Here is a 17,895-nt window from a genome sequence, read left to right on the forward strand (position 1 = left end):
ATGGAGCAGTTGTGTAAACACAGCTGCTGAAAGCTGTGACCGAAACGGCCAGGAATGATCCCCCGTGGCCCTCTTGACGCAATCGTGCTGTAAGCACTACCAGATCACAAGGAGTGATTTTTCAGATACTGATAGAGAGGACGACCGAACTGAAGAGCGCACCGATCTCTGTACGTAGTCGCTCGATCGCCGGGAGCAACCGATCTTCCTGGTGGAGGGGTACGGAAATCGCCATCGCGGCCACCGTGGAGCCCGCGGTGAGGGGGATCGCGGCACAGACCGTGCCAAGTGCATATTCCTGACGCTCCACCAGGGGTTCCATTCTCCCCAAAGCGCCCAAACGATCCAAAAGGGCCTGGCGGTTACGCACCGTGTACGGGGTGATGGATTCCACCGGGTACCGGTCAAGGTGGTCTTGACGAGTTTTCGAATCGAGTTGTCCCAGCAGACACTGCCCGATCGCATGGGCGTGCGCGGTCTCGCGGAAGTCGGCCCATTCCTCCACGGCGGGGGCGGAGGGGGTGTCGGCGACGGCGACGAGCTCCACCTCTCCCTCGCGGTAGAGGGCGAAGTAGATCGGGACCCCGATCTCGTCCCGCCAGCGGGCGAGAGAATTCTCGATCTTGATGCGACGATTCTGCACGGCTCCGCTGCCGGCCAGTCGGACGGCGGCGTCTCCCAGGAAGAACGCGCCCTTCTCGCGGAGCAGATAGCCCTCGTGCGTCAGAGTGCGGAGCAGGTGGTACGTGGTGGGCAGCGGAAGGCCCGTCTCGCGGGCGAGTTGCTTGGCCGGGGCGCCCTCCCGGTGGGAGGCCACCGCCTCCAGAAGTCTCAGCGCTCTCTGCACCGAGCCGATCAGAGTAGGCGCGGTCGTCTGCGTAGCTGTGGCCAAAGGTCACCCCCAGGCGTGACGACGGATGCACCGCACCCGCCCGCGGGGGCCGCCCCCGCGCCCGCCGGGCCTGGGAAACCGCTGGTCAGTAAGGATGCCTACGCCTGTAGTCCCCATCGCGGCGGAGAGATTCCACTGTAGTGGCAGCCCTTGGGCCCCCACCCCGTACAGCCCGGCCCGTTCCCCCGCCCGGGCTAACACTCCCCACCGCCGTCATACCGACGGGTAATCGTTGCTACCAGTCCTGACGCGACCGCTCCGAAGAGCTGAACTTCCGTACGACGTACATCAGTCCGGCAACGAGGGCCACGAAGAGCAGCACCTTGAAGAGGAGGCCGATCACGACGGTCAGGATGCTGGTGATCAGCCCGCCGAAGACGAGCAGCACAAGGGCGGGTATGGCCACCCACCTCACCCACCAGGGCATCCCCGCGAGAATCTCCCGTACGGCCATCGTCCTACCTCGCTTCCGCAGATCCGCTCCGCACACTCCGTGCCGAACACCTCAAGGCTAGGCGCCGGGAGGAACCCACGGGGGCCCCGCAGCCCCCGCTCTCCCCTGATCCACCCCCTAGGGGCCCGGCCTCCGCAGGCTCGGGAATCTCAGGGGTTCAGCCCTCCGGGGGCGAGAAGACCACCATGACCCGCAGGTCCTCGCTGATGTGGTGGAACTTGTGCTCCACCCCGGCCGGCACGTAGACCACGCTGCCGCGCGCCACCTGGGTCGTCTCGGTGCCGACCGTGATCGCCGCCCGGCCGCTCACCACGAAGTACACCTCGTCCTGACGGTGCGGCTGCTGCGGGTCGAGCTCCCCGGCGTCGAGCGCGTACAGGCCGACCGACATGTTCCGCTCCCGCAGGAACTGGAGGTACGCCCCCTTGTTCGCGGCACGCTCCGCTTCCAGCTCGTCCAGTCGGAATGCCTTCATCGTCCGTTCGCCCCTGCCCTCGGCCCGACCGTGTCTGCCACGATCGGGCTCATGATGAATTTCGTGGTCAAGACGCTCGCCAACGCGGGCGCCCTGGGAGTCGCCATCTGGCTGCTCCAGGACATCACCCTGACCGGTGAGAGCACCGGCAAGAAGGCCCTGACGCTCATTCTCGTCGCCCTGGTCTTCGGCGTGGTGAACTTCTTGGTGAAGCCTGTCGTCCAGTTGTTCACCCTTCCCCTCTTCATCCTGACACTCGGCCTGTTCACCCTGGTCGTCAACGCCCTGATGCTCCTCCTCACCTCCTGGTTGGCCGACAAGCTCGACCTCAGCTTCCACGTGGAGGGCTTCTGGACCGCCGTCCTGGGCGGCCTGATCATCTCCGTCGTCTCGTGGGCACTGAACGTCGTGCTCCCCGACAACGACTGAGCGCCCGCCGTGACGCACGAGGAACACCCTTCCGGCACGGACCGGGCGGGCGCCACGCTCGGAGACGGGACACGCGCGGTGCGCGCCGGGCTCCCCGACCCCGTGAAGTACGAGCCGACCCTTCCGGGCCCGGTCTTCGCCGCGCATTTCCACCTGCCGGGCGAACCGACCGGCCCGTACACCTACGGCCGTGACGAGAACCCCACCTGGACCCATCTGGAACGGGCGATCGGCGACCTGGAGGCGCCGGGGGAGGAAGGCGTCGAGACGCTGGTCTTCGCTTCCGGCATGGCCGCGATCTCCGCCGTCCTGCTCTCCCAGCTGAGGTCCGGCGACGTGGTGGTCATGCCCACCGACGGCTATCAGGCGCTGCCCCTTCTCCACGAGCAGCTGCGGGCGTACGGAGTCGAGGTCCGCACCGCGCCGACGGGTGACGACGGGCAGCTCGCCGTGCTCGAAGGGGCCCGGTTGCTGTGGATCGAGACCCCCTCCAACCCGGGTCTCGACGTCTGCGACATCCGCCGCCTGGTGCGCGAGGCGCATGCCGTGGGCGCGCTCGTCGCCGTCGACAACACCCTCGCCACCCCGCTCGGCCAGCGCCCCCTCGAACTGGGCGCGGACTTCTCCGTCGCCAGCGACACCAAGGGCATGACCGGGCACGGCGACGTCCTGCTCGGCCATGTGAGCTGCCGCGACCCCCGGCGGGCGGCGGAGGTACGGCGCTGGCGCAAGATCGTCGGTGCCATTCCCGGCCCCATGGAAGCCTGGCTCGCCCACCGCTCGCTCGCCACGCTCCAGCTGCGGCTCGACCGGCAGTGCTCCACCGCGCTGGAACTGGCGCGGACGCTCACCGGCCGGCCGGACGTCACCGGGCTGCGCTACCCGGGGCTGCCCGGCGACCCCTCGCACACGGTGGCCGCCCGGCAGATGCGGCGCTTCGGGCCGGTGGTCTCCTTCGAACTGGCGGACCGGAAGCGGGCCGAGCGGTTCCTGGAGGAGCTGCGGCTCGTGGACGACGCCACCAGCTTCGGCGGGGTGCGCTCCACGGCGGAACGGCGCGGGCGCTGGGGCGGGGACGCGGTCGCGGAGGGTTTCGTCCGCTTCTCGGTCGGCGCCGAGGACCCCGAAGACCTGATCGCCGACGTGCTGCGGGCCCTCGACGCGGCGGGGTCCGCCGGCTGAGCCCCGGCCCGGGTGCCCGTACGGAGCAGGGCGTTCCGGCCTCTCGTGGCTCGGAACGCCCCGACACCCCGAGCGGAAACCGCTCGTCCGGGGCCGGTCGGCCGGGCGCCCCCTGTCGCCGGGGCCCGGGGCCCCCGCGTTACGCGCGTCGCATGCCTTCACTCCGCTGCCCGGCGGTTCCTTTCCGAGCGGCCCGAAGCGTTTCAGTCAGCCCCGCCCGGGCCATTTTCTCCCCATGACCGAACGGCCTGTGATCAAGCGAACCGCGCGTGCCGTCCTGCTCGACGGAAACGACCTCATCCTCATCAAGCGGACGAAGCCGGGGATGGATCCCTACTGGGTCACGCCCGGGGGTGGTGTGGAGCCTTCCGACGCCACCGTCGTCGAGGCCCTGCACCGCGAAGTGTTCGAAGAACTGGGCGCCAAGATTACCGACGTGGTCCCCTGTTTCGTCGACACCGTCGAGCACATCGTCGACGGCGGGGTCTCCGGGGTGAAGGTGCAGCACTTCTTCGTGTGCCGGCTCGGTTCCATGGACCCCTCCCTGCGTCACGGTCCCGAGGTGGAGGAGCCCGTCGGCGAGTACGAGATCGTCCGGGTGCCCTTCACGCGGGTCGGGATCGCCGCCGTGCACCTTGTCCCGCTCTCCTTGCGCCACTACCTCGACGGCAACATCGAGGGAGTCCGTGCGATGCACGCACCGGATCTCGGCTGAGGCAGCGGCCCCGGGCACTGGGCGGCACTGAGGAGCTACAGCCGTTCCCGCTCGTACGCGGCGATGCCGGCGAGGTCGAAAAGGGGAAACCCTGATCTACAGGGTTTCACGTGAAACAACGCCCCCGCCCGCACCCCGGGCGGAAGCGGCGGAACCGGGATCCGCCCAATCCGGTAAAGCGGTGGACGGAAGATCGTCGCATCGGAGAGCCTGAAGTACATGCCGACTCCCCCCTCCGCCCTCGCACGGCTTCCCATCCGGCCGCTCACCCCTGCGGACCTGCTCGCCTGCTCCGACCTCTCCGAGGACAGGAGCTGGCCCCGCGAGGAGCACAAATGGGGACTCCTGCTCGCCGCCGGTACGGGATACGGCATCGACGCCCCCGACGGCAAGGGCCTGCTGGCCTGCTGTGTGGTCACCTCGTACGGTCCCGGGCTCGCCGCGATCGGCATGGTGCTCGTCGCCGAACGGTACGAGCGCCAAGGAGTGGGGCGCCGACTCATGCGCCACGTCCTGGAGGAGGCCGGTGACACGCCGCTCGCCCTGTACGCCACGGCGAACGGGCAGCCCCTCTACGAGCAGCTGGGCTTCACCCAGACGGCTCGTTCGGAGATGGTGCGCGGGCGTTTCACCTCCACCGTGCCGTCCCCGGACGTACCCGTCCGCCCGGCGACGGCGGAGGACCTCCAGGCGATCATCCGTCTGGACCTGGAAGTCTTCGGCCTCGACCGCACCCATGTGATCACCCGTCTTCCCGCCTTCGCGGACCACCTCAGGGTCGCGGAGCAGGACGGCGTGATCACGGGTTTCGCGGCGGCCTGGCCCAACATGGACACTCATGTCGTCGGGCCGCTGATCGCCCGGGACCCGGCCACGGCCCAGGCCCTGATCGCCTCCCTGGCCGCCGTCACCGACCGGCCCCTGCGTACGGACATCGACACACGCCACACGAGTCTTCTGCGCTGGTTGAAGGAGAACGGCGTCGACTCGCTCACCACGACGTCCGTGATGGTTCGCTCCCTCCCCGACCTGCCGGGTGACTGGCGTCGCCGTTTCGCTCCCCTGACGGTCGCGGCCGGATAGCTTCGTCGGTGCTCAGGACCGGGCGCCCCCGTCATGGGAGGCCCGGTGCCCTCGGCCCCGGGGGAAGAATTTACTTGCAAACGCCCATTATTGCGTCGCCTCCTCTACTCTGGTGTTCAAGCCGCTCCGGCGCCGAGGAGAGACCGAGGAGAGACCATGACCGCGACGGACCCCGCCCTCACCGCGCTCTCCCAGCGCTGGTGCGCCCTCTCCCTGCTCCACGGCAGGATCGAGTCCCACATCGAGCGCGCCCTGGAGTCCCGTCACGGCCTGAGCGTGCGGGAGTACTCGCTCCTCGATGTCCTCAGCCGCCAGCACAGCGGCCCCGGCGGGCACCTCCAGATGAAGCAGGTCGCCGACGCGGTCGTGCTCAGCCAGAGCGCCACCACCCGGCTCGTCACCCGGCTCGAAGACCGCGGGCTGCTCACCCGGTACCTCTGCGCCACCGACCGGCGCGGCATCTACACCGACGTGACCGAGTCGGGCCTGAAACTCCTCGAGGAGGCCCGCCCCACCAACGACGGCGCCCTGCGCGAAGCCCTTGACGAAGCCGCGAAGAACCCCGAGCTGGCCCCGCTGGTCCAGGTACTGGAAGGCGTGGGCGCTCCCGCGTGAGCACCGCGCGGAGCCGACCGGACGTACGCTGCGCCCCATGAACGATCTCGAGATACGTCCGGCCACCGTGGACGACCTCCCGGCCGTCGTCGCCATGCTCGCCGACGACCCCCTGGGCGCGCAGCGTGAATCCCCCGACGACCTCACCCCGTACCTGGCCGCGTTCGACCGCCTCGCGAACGACCCTCACCAGTACCTCATGGTGGCCGTCCGCGGCGGCAAGGTCGTGGGCACCCTCCAGCTGACGATCGTCCCGGGACTCTCCCGCAGGGGCAGCACCCGTTCGATCATCGAGGCCGTCCGTGTCCACGCCGACGAACGCGGCAGCGGCCTGGGGACGCGGTTCGTCGAGTGGGCCGTCGAGGAGTCCCGCCGCCAGGGTTGCCGACTTGTCCAGCTGACGTCCGACGCCACCCGCTCCGATGCCCACCGCTTCTACGAGCGCCTCGGTTTCGTGGGCTCCCACGTGGGCTTCAAGAAGGACCTCTGACCCGTCCCGACGCGTTCCCGGTGCGCCGGACGTCGGGTCCGGCGCACCGTTTCACGTGAAACGCCGGGGCGGCTCAGAGACCGCGCCAACCCGCCTCGTCCACGCCGCCCGGTACCGCGTCCCCCGGGTCGTACGGCTCCCGGGTGAAGACGAAGGAGCCGAGGTCGAGGTGGCTCACGCTGCCGTCGGCACGTCGTACGACACGGAGCCTCTCCCCTTCGTAGTAGCCGTTCAGCCCGACCCAGCCGCCTTCGGGAAGCTCCCGGAAACGGGCTCGCCGCCCGGTGCCTCGCAGGGGTTCGAGCAGCACACCGCGCCCGGGGCCGAGCCGCAGCACGTACGCGTACGTGCCCCAGTACCAGGGTCCGGTCAACGACAGCAGTTCCTTGTCGACCTCGGCCTCGGGAAGCGGGCGCCACGGCTCGGGGAACCTCGGCTCGGCATCCGCCACGATCCGTACGAGATCGGCGGCCACGGCCCCCACCGGCAACCCCGACGTGGTGTTGGAGAGGACGATGCCCGCGAGGTCGTCCTCCACGTCCACCCACAGGCAGGCGACGAAGCCGGGGAGGGAACCGGTGTGGCCGACCAGGGTCCGGCCGTCCCTGCGGAGGAGCTGGAGGCCGAGTCCGTAGCCTCCCTCCCAGTCGCCTTCCCCGGGGGCGGAGGCCGGAGCACGCATCTCCGCCACGGAGTCCGCGTCGAGCACCCGCTCGTCCCCCACCGAGAGGAACGCGGCGAACCGCGCGAGGTCGGCCGCCGTGGACCAGAGCTGCCCCGCAGGCGCCATCAGACCGAGGTGCTCGGACGGTTCGGGCAGCATCACGTCGGCCCAGGGGTGCACCGCCCAGCCGCCCGCGTGCGGGGCCACGGACTCGACCGTCGTACGGTCCATCCCCAGCGGCTCCAGGACCTCGTGCCGCAGCGACTCCTCCCAGGAGCGTTCCCGGAGCTCCTCGACCAGCGAACCGAGCAGGGTGTAGCCGGGGTTGGAGTAGTGGTGGCGGCGTCCCGGAGCCTGGAGGAAGGGGTGCTCCCCCAGGACGTCGGCCAGCTCCGGCCGCAGGCCGGCGGACGAACGCTCCCACCACTGGCCGGGGGTCTCGGCCGCGAGACCGCCGCTGTGGCCGAGCAGTTGGCCGATCGTCACCTCTCCGACGCGCGTCCCCTTGAGGTGCCGTTCCAGCGGATCGTCCAGCCGGAGCAGACCCTCGTCCCGCAACCGCATCACCAGGACGGCGGTGAACACCTTGGTGATCGAGCCGATCCTGAACTGGGTTTCGGCGTCGGGCGCGTGGCCGTCCACGCAACTGCGCGCCCCGTTCCACACCATCGTTCCGTCACGGACGACCGCCCCCACGAGGGAGGGCGCCCGTCCTTCGGCCTGGGCCACGGCGACCCGGTGCAACAGGGCCCGCTCGGTACCGGGCAGCAAAGCTTCGAAAGATGTCGTCATGGACCCCATCCAACGCGATACGCCGCACCCGTGGCCCGACGGTTCCCCGCGCCCCCGTGGGTCGCCGCTCTGCGTCCGCCCCCGATCCGTACGCACGTCCTCACCGCTCGCCGCCCTCGGCGTTCGTCACCGGCACAACGCCGTGGGAGGAAACGAGGACGCGTTCGCGTCCCTCAGTCGAGACAGAACTCGTTGCCCTCGACGTCCTGCATCAGGAGGCACGACTCGTTGACCCCATCGGCGAGCAGGAGCTTCCCGCGTACCGCGCCGAGCGCGACCAACCGCGCGCATTCGGCCTCGATCACGGCCAGGCGCTCCTCACCCACGAGCCCGGTGGCGACCCGTACATCGAGGTGAAGACGGTTCTTGGCGATCTTCCCTTCGGGAACGCGCTGGAAGTACAGCCGGGGCCCCACACCTGACGGATCGGCGCAGGCGAACCAGGCATCACGCTGCTCGGGCGGCAGGGAATCGTTGTAGTCGGCCCACGTGGCGAACCCCTCCGGCGGGGACGGAGCGACGTACCCCAGCACCTCGCACCAGAAACGAGCGACGCGCTCGGGCTCCGCGCAGTCGAAGGTGACCTGGAACTTCTTGATCGACGTCATCGGGCCACCCTAGTGGCGCCCCGCGCGACGGCAATCCGAATTTTTTCTCGTAAGCAGGAGAAGCGCAGGGACCTCCGGAAACCCGTGACGCGTACAGGAACTCGCGCTCGTCCTTCTACGACGCCCCTGTGATCTGCCGCTCCTTCCGCTGCCCCCTCCGACCGTGGACCGTCTCGGCGCCACCGCATTCCCCCGGTGCCTCCGCGCCCGAGTACCCCTCACAGTGGCCGGACCGGCACCCCGGCAGGGAGGAGACCGGTCTTCATGGACGCCCACCGCCGCCACGGCTCGGGAACGGGCCTTTTCCCACGGCCCGGTGGTGCACGGCGAGGAGCTCTCGAAGTCGGCCGACCGGAAGACGCTGGCTGGAACTGTGCATGAGGACTCCCGGGCCAGGCCCAGGAGCTGAGCGTTGTCGACGCCCGAACGGTGCGGGGAAGAGGAGAGGTCATGCCGCGAGGAAGCCAGGAAGTCTCCGAAGGACCCAGAGATCAACTGGACCGGGATGCGATCCGGCGGCGGGCAGCTCCCCAGACTTCTTCGAACTCCTCGAAGGTGAGCTGTTCGGGGCCGTGCCCTTCCCATTCCGGAACGGGCAGCTCGGCTGTGCTCCCGAACCTGCTGTCGTACTCGTCGAGGCGGTCTGCTTCACGGGCCTCCTGCCACTCGGCGAGGGAGGCAGCTGCGATCGGAACAAGCTCAGGCCCTTCGAGTTCGACCTGGCGGACCACCCAGCCTTCGGCGTCGACCTCGAAGTAGAACCAGACGTCTTCCTCGTCCCAGTAGCAGCGCATCCATGTGGTCACCAGACCATGATGCAGGGTCAGGTGCGCCGCGCTGCTCCGTCTTTTCTCACGGTCGAGCGATGAATCCTGCGGAACGGTCGGGCTGGAAAGGAGAACGGCCCCGGGTCGGCTCCCCGCCTTGGTCCCGTGCCTCTCGAATGCTGTCGGCAACGCGAACGGGACGAAGGGGCTTCACCCCGACGCCCACCCGGTTACCGGGATGGACCTGGCCGCTGGTGACGATCAGAGTCGTGTCCGTCCCGCCGGCACCGACCGCTTCGACCGCGTAGGTCATGGGAGTCCAGCAGAGTCCCTGGCTGAAGGAGGGCTTCCTGCGGGTCCGCCGGCGACACTCGCTCCCGCCAACGGTTACGCGCCGAGAACCCTCCTTGGTCAGCGCCCTCTTTCCTCCTGCGCCTGTAGGATCTCGCCGCTCGTGTCATAGAGCACGTCCCTGACCAGGGGGTTTCTAGGCTGTCTCAGCCCATGTCCAAGTGCTCGTGTCTCAGCCCCGTGGCATTTCCTCAGGGTCTGCGTCAGCAACTATCCGCTCCGCCCATTCGCGCACGGTCACTGCTCGCCCGATGCGGCTGACGATGTCCTTCTTGGACGCGGCGTCCAAGGTCTCCGGAAGTTTGTCGAAGGTGCCGGGGAGAACATCGAGCAGGCCCCAGATCTGCTCACCGGTCCTGACTGTCAGCAGTTGCTGGCACCTCCACTGGAACGGCATCTCGGGTCGGTGCGTGAGCCGCTGCACGAGCGTAGGGAACAGGTAGTGCGTCGCCTCTGCGGCGAGGTGCTCTTGGAGCCAGTCGACCGAGAGCCGCTGACTGAAGCCATGCGTGGCAGCCTCTTGGGTCAGGTCCAGGAGCTGAGCGGTGTCGACGGCTCGGACGGTGTGGGGAAGGGTCGGGGTCATGTCGCGATGATGCCAAGAAGTCCCCGCAGGTCCGAGAGGTCAGCGGGGCCGGGATGCGATCTGCCGACGGGCAGGGCCCCAGACTTCCTCGAACTGCTCGGAGGTCAGGGTCTCGGGGTCGTGGCCTTCCCACTCAGAGACGGGCAGTTCAGCGGTGATCCCGAACCTGTGGTCGTACTCATCGAGGCGGCCCGCATCCTGGGCCTGCTGCCATTCGTCGAGGGAGGCTGCTGCGATGGGGGCCAGTTCAGGGCCCTGAAGCTCGACCTGCCGGGTCACCCAGCCCTCCACGTCGACCTCGAAGTAGAACCAGACGTCTTCCTCGTCCCAGTGGCAGCGCATCCATGTCGTCACCGGACCATGATGGCGGGGATTCCATCCCGGGCAGATCTCAGTTGTGACAGGTCCGACCTGCTGGGATGCTCCCGAAGTGGCAGAAAGAGAAGGCAACGCCCCGCTCAGTGCCGGTTGCGACGGCGCCTATTACCGAGTTCGCGCCGGAGCCCTGGAGATGCTCTTCCTTCCAGATCCGAACGAGGCACTGGACGAAGTGTGCAATGTCGATGCGGAGGTCCGTCTGCCGGACGGTTCACGCTGGAGCACAACGATCTTCACGGTCGCTGAGGTAGAACGGCTGATGGCCCGATGGGCCGACACCGGTGAGGCACTGAGCGGCCGGTATTTCTGGTGTTCGGACGGCTTGATCGTCAAAGAGCCCGGGGTCCTGCCGATGGCCAAAGTCATCATGGGCTTGCTCGACAACGGCGAGTTTCACCAGGTCCTTCAGCGGCTCGACGACTCCGTGTGACCCGTTCTTCAGTAAGCGGTGAACTTTCAGTTGCGCGGCCTCGAAGGCTTCTCGCGGCCTGTCTCAGGCTCATGGCATGGGGGTGAATCCCGCTGATTGGTCAAGCATGAAGGGTGCCCCAGAGTTCGTCGGGTTCCAGCCCTGCGCTCGTGCCTCGCGGATGCTCGCGGTGACGTCAGCCGGCCGGATGGGCTCTGCCTTGATGTCGAACCAGTTGCTGGGATGCGGCTGACCACTGGTAACGACCAAAGTCGTGCCGGGCTGGTCGGCATCGGCGATCTCCACCGCGAAAGTCAGCGGTGTCCAGCACAGTCCTTGCATGTAGGAAGGCTTCCTGCGGATTCGCCATCGGTACTCGGTCTCGTCGACGGTGATCCGTCGGGACCCCTTCTTGTTCAACGCCATCACGCCCCCTCTCCCGTCACGGACTGTAGTGCCCCGTCCTTGACCCGTCCCCTGATATTCCTGGCGGCAGCTGCGACCTCTTCCCCGAAGGCGGTCAGTCTCATGGCCCGGCCGCGCTCGGCTCGCTCGAAGAGGGGCTGTCCGAGGTCCGCTTCGAGGCGGTTGATCTGGGTCACCAAAGCCGACGGATGGATGCCGAGGTCTCGGGATGCTTCGGTGAAGGTGGGATAGGACCGAGCTGCCAGGAAGCGCGAGAGCCGCTGCCGCGCGGACGGGCTGGTGAGAGCTTTGCGGAGGATGGCGGGGAGAGCCTCGGCTTCATCAGCGGCGCGGAGGGCGGAGTGGTGACTGGCTCCGCCGCGTGGCCGGAGAGGGATGTTGTGGATGTGGGCCCAGCGGGCCATGTTCGCGGTGCTCATGCCGGTCTCGCGGGCGAGATCGGGAAGGGTCCGCCGGCGTTTGACGTATTGCTCGATGAGCCATGCCCGTTCGATGGTTCCTCGGCGCTTGTAGTCCTGGGACCCGTCGCGGATCGGGATGTCGTACTCGCGGGCGAGAGCTGCCAGCAGTTGTCTGGAGAAGCCGGTGTGTTCGGCGATCTGCTGAAGCGAGCGGTGTTCGTCCAGGTAGAGGCGGGCGAAGGTCTCTTTCGGCACTTCCTGACGAGCTTTGAGGCGGAAGAGGCCGGTCGCCTTGGCGGTGGTCTCGGTCGGTGGGAGAGCAGGGGCGGGCTGTTCATCCAGAACGAAGCGGATGACCTCAATGCTGGTGCCGAAGGTCTCGGCCGCGTGCTGGACCGGGCTCTTGCGCTGCTGGACGAGCTGGTGCAACTGGGCAACATCGATGCGGTCCGGATCAGGTCCGGGCAGGTCGAGTCCGGTCAGCAGGGTGACGGGCGGTTGCCAGGTCACCGGCTCGTCGTGAATGCGTTGGGCGGCGAGGAAGGTGCGGGACTCCTCGGCCAATGCGTGGGCCAGCTCCGGGGTTTGGATGGTGGCGAAGCGGGCGGCCTCGGCCCGGAACCGTGCTTCGTTGATGCTGGAGTGGTCGGGGGCGGCTTCGGCGGGAAGGCCGCTGATGCGTTGGAACAGCTGGCAGCGGACGACGCGCTCGCGGAGTCCGCTGCCAGGCGGTGCGCCGGTGCGGCGGCAGATGTCCCGCCAGTGCTCGTGCGGCAGCAGCTGGGTGTAGTCCATGCGGCGCCGCCGCTGGTAGTCGATGGGCACCTCGGTCGCATCGAGGTGATCGGAGAGTCGGACCAGTGCGGTGACCGTGTCCGGCCAGTGCGGCTGGTCGTCCAGCTTCTGCAGGATGCGGGAGATGTTGATGCCGTCGGTGACCGATCCGAGGTGTTCAGCGGCGTCCTCAAGGCGGACTTTGCTGTCGATGACCAGCAGGGACGCGGCCAGGGCCGGAGCGAGGGTGCGGGGATAGAAGCCGTCGGGAGGGGTGAGCCGGATCGTCCAGGACAGCCAGAGCATGCTGGGGATCTTCCGCGCCCGTCGGGCGATCTCCCGGACCGTTCTTTTCGGGAGCCGGGGCATGGCGGTGGGAGTGCGGTAGCGGAGGTGTTCGCTGGGCCGGAGAGATGGGGCAAGCGCGGCCAGATTCACCGCGCTCAGCACGGGACTCTGGCCGCGTCCCCAGCTGTCGATGCTGGTGGCGCTGATCTGCCAGAGCTCCTCACGCATCGCCTCCAGCAGGCCACGCAACTCGGTCCCTGCCCGGTCAACGTCGGGCTGTCCGAGAACGTGCAGGGCGATACTCACCGCGACGGCCGTACTCACCGCTCGCGGTGGGGCCATAAAGCCGGGCCGTTCCACTGCTTTCAGGGCGAGTTGGGAGCCGGGATCGACGGTGAAGTGGTCCTCGGCGATGTCCGCCGGCACCAGGTTCCTGATGTCGTGTTCGGGCAGGTCTGCCAGCACCCGTCCACCGATCGCCCGGATGTCGGCCAGTACTGTCCGGGCCGGCTGCGGGCTGAGCGCGTAGGGGCCGAAGTCTGCGATGTCCGTCTCGATGACGTTCATCAACCGCTCCTGGGCCCTGAGCGCGCGATGCGCCGCGGGCAGCCGGAGCGTACGGGTCTGTGAAAGATCGAAGCCGCAGCCGCCGGAAAGCGGTCCGCCTTGGTAGGCGGCAGGATTGCCGCAGTGTCCCGGTCGGGGAACGACTCGCCCGGAGCGGGGCCGCTGGCGGGGAATGCGCCCGCATTCCGGGCAACAGTCCGCCAGCAGCCGTCCATGACGAGAGCAGACGAAAGCCCAGCCCAGACGCCAGAACAACTGCCAGCGGCCGCCGGTTTCCCGCAGGCAGTCCGGGCAGAACCGTGAGCCCCGGCCGCGTCCCCAGAGGACCCGCCGGTTCACATAGCGTCGCTCGAAATCGATACTCACGGCCCGTGCATCGAAATGGGCGAGCGTCATGCCCGTCACGGCCTGCTCCTCCAGGCCGCTCGCGTGCGTGATGGCCGCGATCTGCTGCTTGTTCAGCAGGATCGTCCAGTCCGAGGGAATGCCCTGAAGTTGGTTCCCGGACCGGCCTCTGACCGGGAGTCCCAGATGCCGCAGCACCTCGCCGAGTTGGGCATCCAGCCTCCCGGCCAGTGCCTCCAGCCAAGAATCCAGTGCTTCACCCGCGAGGGGCGGCATCCGGATCGGCAAGGTTCTGATGGCGTTGTTCATGCTGCCGGTCGGCGCCGACGCGGACGGCTGGTCAGCCGCCGCTTCTCCAGGGCCGCTTCGAGCTCTTTGCGGGCCGCCTCGGAAGCCTCATCATTCTTGACCCGGTCGAGCAGGTCGCGGCTGAGGCACTCTGCGCCGCTGCGGACCGCCCGCTGGCAGCCCCGGTTGATCAGTGTCATCAGGGATCCGATGTGGCCGGTGCTGCGGGCGAAGAGGTAGTCGGAGAGGTCATCCGCGAGCATCCCGGGATGCTTGTCGGCCAGGACGACGCGCTGTTCGAGGGCCAGCAGCATCTGCCGCCATTCCCGCCGGCCGGCCTCAGACTCGATCGTGAAGGGCCGCATGCCCAGCCGGGTGGTGCGGCGCCCGGTCTGAGCCAATGCCGTATTCCGTCTGCTGTCGCCCTCGCTGAACAGGCCCTTGCCGGCGAGGCCCACGCCGATCATCACTAGCGTCACGGGGAACTCGTTGGCGATCCACTTGAGGTGGTTGCTGACCTCGATGCCGTTCTTCTGGTTCCACTTCAGGAAGTGCAGATCATCAAGTGCGAGCAGGCGGACCTCGCAGGACACCACGCAGTCCAGGGCCCGCTGACCGAACTGGGCGGTGGTCCCGCGGTTGCGCCCTGGGTGGCCGAAGAACTCCAGCAGGGACCGGTTGAGATCCTTCATCCCGGTATTGCCAGTCAGCCCGACCCGGCAAACCGGGAGGCGCTCATTCCCGTCCCTGGTGAACGCGCCCCGCTCTGCGATCTCCCTGCGATGGAACTCACCGAGGAAGGCCAGCACCGAGGTGGTCTTCCCGAGACCGGGGAACGCATCGACGGCCACGGCGCCCTTCGCCTTGTCGCCGTCCTGCACGTTGCTGTCGACGATGTCCCACAAGTCCTCGTGCAGTTCCGCCAGCTGCGGCGTCTTGATCGGCCCCAGATTGGCATGCCACTCTCGCAACAGTCGATCACGCTCGCCCCTCGCCTCCTCGCCCAGAGCCTTCACCTGGCGGCCGGTCAACTGTTCGGGCTGAATCCGGCGCGGGGTCTCGGCGAACGCCTTCCAGTCCTCCTTCCGCGACAGAGCCAGATTCCCCAGCCCCTGCGGGGCGACCGTACTCACACGTCCTCCAGAGCGTCCGCGTAGAAGTCGTCCGCGGCGGCGAGATCTTCCAGATCGGCCTCGTCGTCATCGCCCATCTCGACGCTCTCCGGCAGCGGTTCTTCCGCAGGACCCTCCGGTTCCGCGGCCTCCCCCAGGGCTGTGCGTACGGAGGGAAGGGAGACGACCGTCTCCTCCTCGGTCGAGGGCAATTCGATGGCGGCCTGCTCGCGCGAGAGCCGCAGGACCATGCGCCGTTCCGCCAAGGTGGTGCCCAGCCCGAGGTTCCAGCGCTCCAGCAGATCGGCGACGGCCAGCCGATCGTCGGGGTAGCGGTACTTCTCCGCAGCCAACTGGCGGGCGAAAACCAGCGCGTCCTCGCTCAGCGGCATCCGCGCCGACGGCGCGTGTTCCCAGGTCAGGGTGTGCCACTCGCGGGTCGTGGGGTTGCGGAAGTAGATCCGGGTGATGTCGTCGGGGTCCATCTGGAACGGCCAGCCGTTCTTGACCGGGCCGTTGTAGGGGCTCCGGATTCCCACCTCGGGCAGGCCCTCCCCGCAGTAGCGGCGGCGGTCGATCTCGACCCCGTAGTGCTGGACCGTGCGCCACTTCGTCCGCAGGAACTCAAAACCAAGATCCCGATCCCGGGGCACCTCGATGTAACCGGCCCTCGCCATGCCGTGCTCGAACATCTTCGCCGGGGACATCCGCAGCCCCGGCAGCCCCGGATCGACCAGACTCGCGTGCGGCCGGCAGTGGTAGACCGTCGCGGTCCACTCCCTGACGATCGCCTCCAACTCATCGAGGAAGAAGAACGCATCATCCTCCGGGCTCTCGCCCCGGGAATGGGCATCGGGGCCCTTGTAGCCAGGCAGTACCTGCAACAGCCCCTCACGCAGGGTGCGGAAATAGCGCTCAACAGGACCTTTGTCCCGGCCCGTTCGCAGCCGGGCAGGCTGGATCGAGATGCCCATCCGGCGGCAGACGCTGGTCAGATGTTCCGAGACGTAGACCTTGCCATGATCGACGACCAGCGTCTCGGGAACCAGCGGAGGAGACGCGAGCCCCGGGCCTTCGGCCCCCTCGACGTCGACCAGGACGGTGCGGGGAATACCGTGCTCGGGCCAGACCGCGTGCCGCGGCCAGTCCCGCACCGCCGGTCGCGGGCGGAACGACTGGAAGAGCACCGCACTGACGTCCACCGCCTTCGTGGAGACCGGCGTGACCCGGATCCCGGTGATGCAGCGGGTGTACCAGTCCATCGCGACCGTCAGCTCGGCCTGGACCCACTTGAGTGTGAACGGGTCGAACGCGAACACATCCAGCCGAGTGGAGTCCATCAGCAGATACTCACCTGGCCGCGTCGGCCGCAGCTTCCCGTAGACGCCCTCCGGCCGACCAGCGATGTCCCGGTTGCGTTTCGTACTCAGCCGGAACAGTGGATGTCGCCGTTCCAGCTCCTCCAGCAGTCGAAACGCCGTCGCCCGGCTCGGCATCTTCACCGCATCTGGTCCGAACCGCGCGATCACCCGTGCCCGGGTCCGCTCGATCACCAACGTGCGCGACGGCTTCGACTGATCTGTGTGCTCGACCATCACTTCCAACGCAGTCTCCACCCACCGCTCATCGGCCGCGATCTCCGACCTCCGAGCTGGTCCCTTCTTGGGGGCAAGCCCAGCCTCTCCGTGCTCCCGGAATTCGGCGATCCAGCGCTTCAAGGTGCGTAGGCCCATTCCGAGTTCGGCGATCTTCGACGCGTATCTGGCCTCCAACGGCCTCTCCGGCGAGTACTCGGGGCGAGGTTCGTCAGCACGCGCGAGTTCTGGGCTGCCGGACCGGTAACCCGTCAGCACCTCGCGGACATGCTCAGCCCGATCAAGGACCTTCCTCTTCTCCGCCTCGTCAAGCTGCCCGAGGACTACGGAGGCGATCTCACCCTCGTCGTCTGCCGACGGTCCCGGACCGTCGGGACTGATGGCGGCGCGGTCTGAGAACAGCAGCTCCTTGAGCGATAGCCGCAGAAGTCGCCCGCGGGCGTCCTTCAGGACCACTTCGTTGCCCGCAGTGGTCGCGGCCATCTCCACCACCTCGACGGTCTCTCCGTCGTAGCAGAAGCGCGTACCGACCCCGACCCGAGCCCCCGCCCTGCTCATGCCACCCACCTCAGAACATGGGAAGGGCTGAGCGGTCGATCGAGATCGGTAGCGAGAGACTGTGTCCAGAGCAAATGATGGACGGCAGAACGCACTTGAGGCTCCGGGCGATCCGGCAGACAGCACGTAGCCTGCCCCAAAAAGACACCATCGAGGTCAGCTCCCCGCAGCTCATCCAGAACCTTGGGGCTGAACAACCAGTCCCTTCGATAGCCCGCCAGGAACCGGATGTTTTCCAGCTCCACGGTCGGACGCTCGCTCCAGACTTCGTACTTCCATCCCCGCGATTCCACCGCCCGCCGAGTCCAGCCAAAGGTGAACTCCACCTCCGGCTTGGACAACCGGTGCAGCGGCTTGACGTCGACGACCACCGGGACCTGCCCGGTGAGCAGGAGATAGTCCGGGATGTGCTTCCGGACCTTCCCCTCCAGCACCGTCTTCAGCAAGAAGGGCTGGGCCACGATGCCGCGTACGGACCGATCGAAATCAGCGAAGAGCAACCGCGACAGCTCCAGTCGCGACTCGTAGATCACGTGATCGCGCATAGTCGCCGACCAGTACGTGCCCAAGTAGTGCTTCTGGCCCTTGTACCAGCGGAACGTCCGCCAGGGCTGAGCCGACTGCAGGAGGCCGATGGGCGCCAAGTCCCAC

The 17,895-nt window shown here is 67.9% G+C and carries 20 protein-coding genes; 7 read left to right on the forward strand and 13 right to left on the reverse strand.

Annotated elements, in window-relative coordinates:
- Positions 1–121 precede the first annotated feature (121 nt).
- The 3 genes from ACFYZY_RS06935 to ACFYZY_RS06945 all read right to left on the reverse strand — a co-directional run bounded on the left by ACFYZY_RS06935 (position 122) and on the right by ACFYZY_RS06945 (position 1,821).
- Positions 122–847, reverse strand: coding sequence for an IclR family transcriptional regulator (locus tag ACFYZY_RS06935; protein ID WP_388690194.1), 726 nt, complete (start codon positions 845–847; stop codon positions 122–124).
- Positions 848–1,127: 280 nt separating this feature from the next.
- Positions 1,128–1,346, reverse strand: coding sequence for a DUF5326 family protein (locus ACFYZY_RS06940; protein ID WP_388690196.1), 219 nt, complete (start codon positions 1,344–1,346; stop codon positions 1,128–1,130).
- A gap of 157 nt (positions 1,347–1,503) precedes the next feature.
- The gene (locus ACFYZY_RS06945) at positions 1,504–1,821 is read right to left on the reverse strand and encodes a cupin domain-containing protein (protein WP_030206848.1); all 318 of its coding nucleotides are present in this window, start codon (positions 1,819–1,821) and stop codon (positions 1,504–1,506) included.
- A 51-nt stretch (positions 1,822–1,872) separates the two neighbouring features.
- On the opposite strand from ACFYZY_RS06945, the gene ACFYZY_RS06950 reads away from it, so the two are divergent.
- The 6 genes from ACFYZY_RS06950 (at position 1,873) to ACFYZY_RS06975 (ending at position 6,335) form a co-directional block, all read left to right on the forward strand.
- Positions 1,873–2,250 (forward strand): phage holin family protein, encoded by a 378-nt coding sequence (locus tag ACFYZY_RS06950; protein WP_388690198.1) that lies wholly within the window; start codon positions 1,873–1,875, stop codon positions 2,248–2,250.
- Between the two features lie 9 nt (positions 2,251–2,259).
- The gene (locus ACFYZY_RS06955) at positions 2,260–3,432 is read left to right on the forward strand and encodes a cystathionine gamma-lyase (RefSeq protein WP_388690200.1); all 1,173 of its coding nucleotides are present in this window, start codon (positions 2,260–2,262) and stop codon (positions 3,430–3,432) included.
- 235 nt (positions 3,433–3,667) lie between these two features.
- Positions 3,668–4,147 (forward strand): NUDIX domain-containing protein, encoded by a 480-nt coding sequence (locus ACFYZY_RS06960; RefSeq protein ID WP_388690201.1) that lies wholly within the window; start codon positions 3,668–3,670, stop codon positions 4,145–4,147.
- A gap of 219 nt (positions 4,148–4,366) precedes the next feature.
- Complete coding sequence (locus tag ACFYZY_RS06965; RefSeq protein ID WP_388690203.1) at positions 4,367–5,230, forward strand: GNAT family N-acetyltransferase; 864 nt, start codon at positions 4,367–4,369, stop codon at positions 5,228–5,230.
- A 156-nt stretch (positions 5,231–5,386) separates the two neighbouring features.
- Positions 5,387–5,845, forward strand: coding sequence for a MarR family winged helix-turn-helix transcriptional regulator (locus ACFYZY_RS06970; protein ID WP_388690205.1), 459 nt, complete (start codon positions 5,387–5,389; stop codon positions 5,843–5,845).
- Between the two features lie 37 nt (positions 5,846–5,882).
- Positions 5,883–6,335 (forward strand): GNAT family N-acetyltransferase, encoded by a 453-nt coding sequence (locus tag ACFYZY_RS06975; protein WP_388690207.1) that lies wholly within the window; start codon positions 5,883–5,885, stop codon positions 6,333–6,335.
- A gap of 73 nt (positions 6,336–6,408) precedes the next feature.
- On the opposite strand, the gene ACFYZY_RS06980 is transcribed toward ACFYZY_RS06975, so the two are convergent.
- The 5 genes from ACFYZY_RS06980 to ACFYZY_RS07000 form a co-directional block, all read right to left on the reverse strand.
- Positions 6,409–7,791: a serine hydrolase domain-containing protein gene (locus ACFYZY_RS06980; RefSeq protein WP_388690209.1), complete on the reverse strand. Its 1,383-nt coding sequence runs from the start codon at positions 7,789–7,791 to the stop codon at positions 6,409–6,411.
- A 173-nt stretch (positions 7,792–7,964) separates the two neighbouring features.
- On the reverse strand, positions 7,965–8,399 hold the full coding sequence (locus ACFYZY_RS06985; protein ID WP_388690210.1) for a VOC family protein: 435 nt from the start codon (positions 8,397–8,399) through the stop codon (positions 7,965–7,967).
- Between the two features lie 491 nt (positions 8,400–8,890).
- The gene (locus ACFYZY_RS06990; protein WP_388690616.1) at positions 8,891–9,193 is read right to left on the reverse strand and encodes a hypothetical protein; all 303 of its coding nucleotides are present in this window, start codon (positions 9,191–9,193) and stop codon (positions 8,891–8,893) included.
- Positions 9,194–9,689: 496 nt separating this feature from the next.
- Positions 9,690–10,103, reverse strand: coding sequence for a hypothetical protein (locus ACFYZY_RS06995; protein ID WP_388690212.1), 414 nt, complete (start codon positions 10,101–10,103; stop codon positions 9,690–9,692).
- A gap of 39 nt (positions 10,104–10,142) precedes the next feature.
- Positions 10,143–10,445 (reverse strand): hypothetical protein, encoded by a 303-nt coding sequence (locus ACFYZY_RS07000; protein WP_388690619.1) that lies wholly within the window; start codon positions 10,443–10,445, stop codon positions 10,143–10,145.
- Positions 10,446–10,533: 88 nt separating this feature from the next.
- Between ACFYZY_RS07000 and ACFYZY_RS07005 the strand changes: the two genes are divergently transcribed.
- The gene (locus ACFYZY_RS07005) at positions 10,534–10,911 is read left to right on the forward strand and encodes a hypothetical protein (protein ID WP_388690213.1); all 378 of its coding nucleotides are present in this window, start codon (positions 10,534–10,536) and stop codon (positions 10,909–10,911) included.
- 69 nt (positions 10,912–10,980) lie between these two features.
- On the opposite strand, the gene ACFYZY_RS07010 is transcribed toward ACFYZY_RS07005, so the two are convergent.
- The 5 genes from ACFYZY_RS07010 to ACFYZY_RS07030 are packed head-to-tail and all read right to left on the reverse strand — an operon-like array spanning position 10,981 to position 17,888.
- The gene (locus ACFYZY_RS07010) at positions 10,981–11,316 is read right to left on the reverse strand and encodes a hypothetical protein (protein ID WP_388690214.1); all 336 of its coding nucleotides are present in this window, start codon (positions 11,314–11,316) and stop codon (positions 10,981–10,983) included.
- Positions 11,316–14,000 (reverse strand): TniQ family protein, encoded by a 2,685-nt coding sequence (locus ACFYZY_RS07015; protein ID WP_388690215.1) that lies wholly within the window; start codon positions 13,998–14,000, stop codon positions 11,316–11,318. The genes ACFYZY_RS07010 and ACFYZY_RS07015 overlap by 1 nt, the downstream gene beginning before the upstream one ends.
- Entirely contained in the window at positions 13,997–15,112 is a 1,116-nt protein-coding gene (locus tag ACFYZY_RS07020) for an ATP-binding protein (protein ID WP_388690217.1), read from the reverse strand. The genes ACFYZY_RS07015 and ACFYZY_RS07020 overlap by 4 nt, the downstream gene beginning before the upstream one ends.
- Positions 15,109–17,244 carry a helix-turn-helix domain-containing protein gene (locus tag ACFYZY_RS07025; RefSeq protein ID WP_388690219.1) on the reverse strand — a complete coding sequence of 712 codons (2,136 nt, stop codon included), beginning with the start codon at positions 17,242–17,244 and terminating at the stop codon, positions 15,109–15,111. The genes ACFYZY_RS07020 and ACFYZY_RS07025 overlap by 4 nt, the downstream gene beginning before the upstream one ends.
- Positions 17,241–17,888, reverse strand: a complete 648-nt coding sequence (locus tag ACFYZY_RS07030) for a TnsA-like heteromeric transposase endonuclease subunit (RefSeq protein ID WP_388690221.1) — start codon at positions 17,886–17,888, stop codon at positions 17,241–17,243. The genes ACFYZY_RS07025 and ACFYZY_RS07030 overlap by 4 nt, the downstream gene beginning before the upstream one ends.
- Positions 17,889–17,895: the final 7 nt, after the last annotated feature.

Source organism: Streptomyces sp. NPDC001744 (assembly GCF_042892575.1).
GTDB lineage: Bacteria > Actinomycetota > Actinomycetes > Streptomycetales > Streptomycetaceae > Streptomyces.

Excerpts from the sequence above, each read along its gene's own strand:
- ACFYZY_RS06940 (WP_388690196.1), bottom strand. The coding sequence starts at position 1,346 with ATGGCCGTACGGGAGATTCTCGCGGGGATGCCCTGGTGGGTGAGGTGG.
- ACFYZY_RS06945 (WP_030206848.1), bottom strand. The coding sequence starts at position 1,821 with ATGAAGGCATTCCGACTGGACGAGCTGGAAGCGGAGCGTGCCGCGAAC.
- ACFYZY_RS06950 (WP_388690198.1), top strand. The coding sequence starts at position 1,873 with ATGATGAATTTCGTGGTCAAGACGCTCGCCAACGCGGGCGCCCTGGGA.
- ACFYZY_RS06960 (WP_388690201.1), top strand. The coding sequence starts at position 3,668 with ATGACCGAACGGCCTGTGATCAAGCGAACCGCGCGTGCCGTCCTGCTC.
- ACFYZY_RS06965 (WP_388690203.1), top strand. The coding sequence starts at position 4,367 with ATGCCGACTCCCCCCTCCGCCCTCGCACGGCTTCCCATCCGGCCGCTC.
- ACFYZY_RS06970 (WP_388690205.1), top strand. The coding sequence starts at position 5,387 with ATGACCGCGACGGACCCCGCCCTCACCGCGCTCTCCCAGCGCTGGTGC.
- ACFYZY_RS06975 (WP_388690207.1), top strand. The coding sequence starts at position 5,883 with ATGAACGATCTCGAGATACGTCCGGCCACCGTGGACGACCTCCCGGCC.
- ACFYZY_RS06980 (WP_388690209.1), bottom strand. The coding sequence starts at position 7,791 with ATGACGACATCTTTCGAAGCTTTGCTGCCCGGTACCGAGCGGGCCCTG.
- ACFYZY_RS06985 (WP_388690210.1), bottom strand. The coding sequence starts at position 8,399 with ATGACGTCGATCAAGAAGTTCCAGGTCACCTTCGACTGCGCGGAGCCC.
- ACFYZY_RS06990 (WP_388690616.1), bottom strand. The coding sequence starts at position 9,193 with ATGCGCTGCTACTGGGACGAGGAAGACGTCTGGTTCTACTTCGAGGTC.
- ACFYZY_RS06995 (WP_388690212.1), bottom strand. The coding sequence starts at position 10,103 with ATGACCCCGACCCTTCCCCACACCGTCCGAGCCGTCGACACCGCTCAG.
- ACFYZY_RS07000 (WP_388690619.1), bottom strand. The coding sequence starts at position 10,445 with ATGCGCTGCCACTGGGACGAGGAAGACGTCTGGTTCTACTTCGAGGTC.
- ACFYZY_RS07010 (WP_388690214.1), bottom strand. The coding sequence starts at position 11,316 with ATGGCGTTGAACAAGAAGGGGTCCCGACGGATCACCGTCGACGAGACC.
- ACFYZY_RS07015 (WP_388690215.1), bottom strand. The coding sequence starts at position 14,000 with ATGAACAACGCCATCAGAACCTTGCCGATCCGGATGCCGCCCCTCGCG.
- ACFYZY_RS07025 (WP_388690219.1), bottom strand. The coding sequence starts at position 17,244 with ATGAGCAGGGCGGGGGCTCGGGTCGGGGTCGGTACGCGCTTCTGCTAC.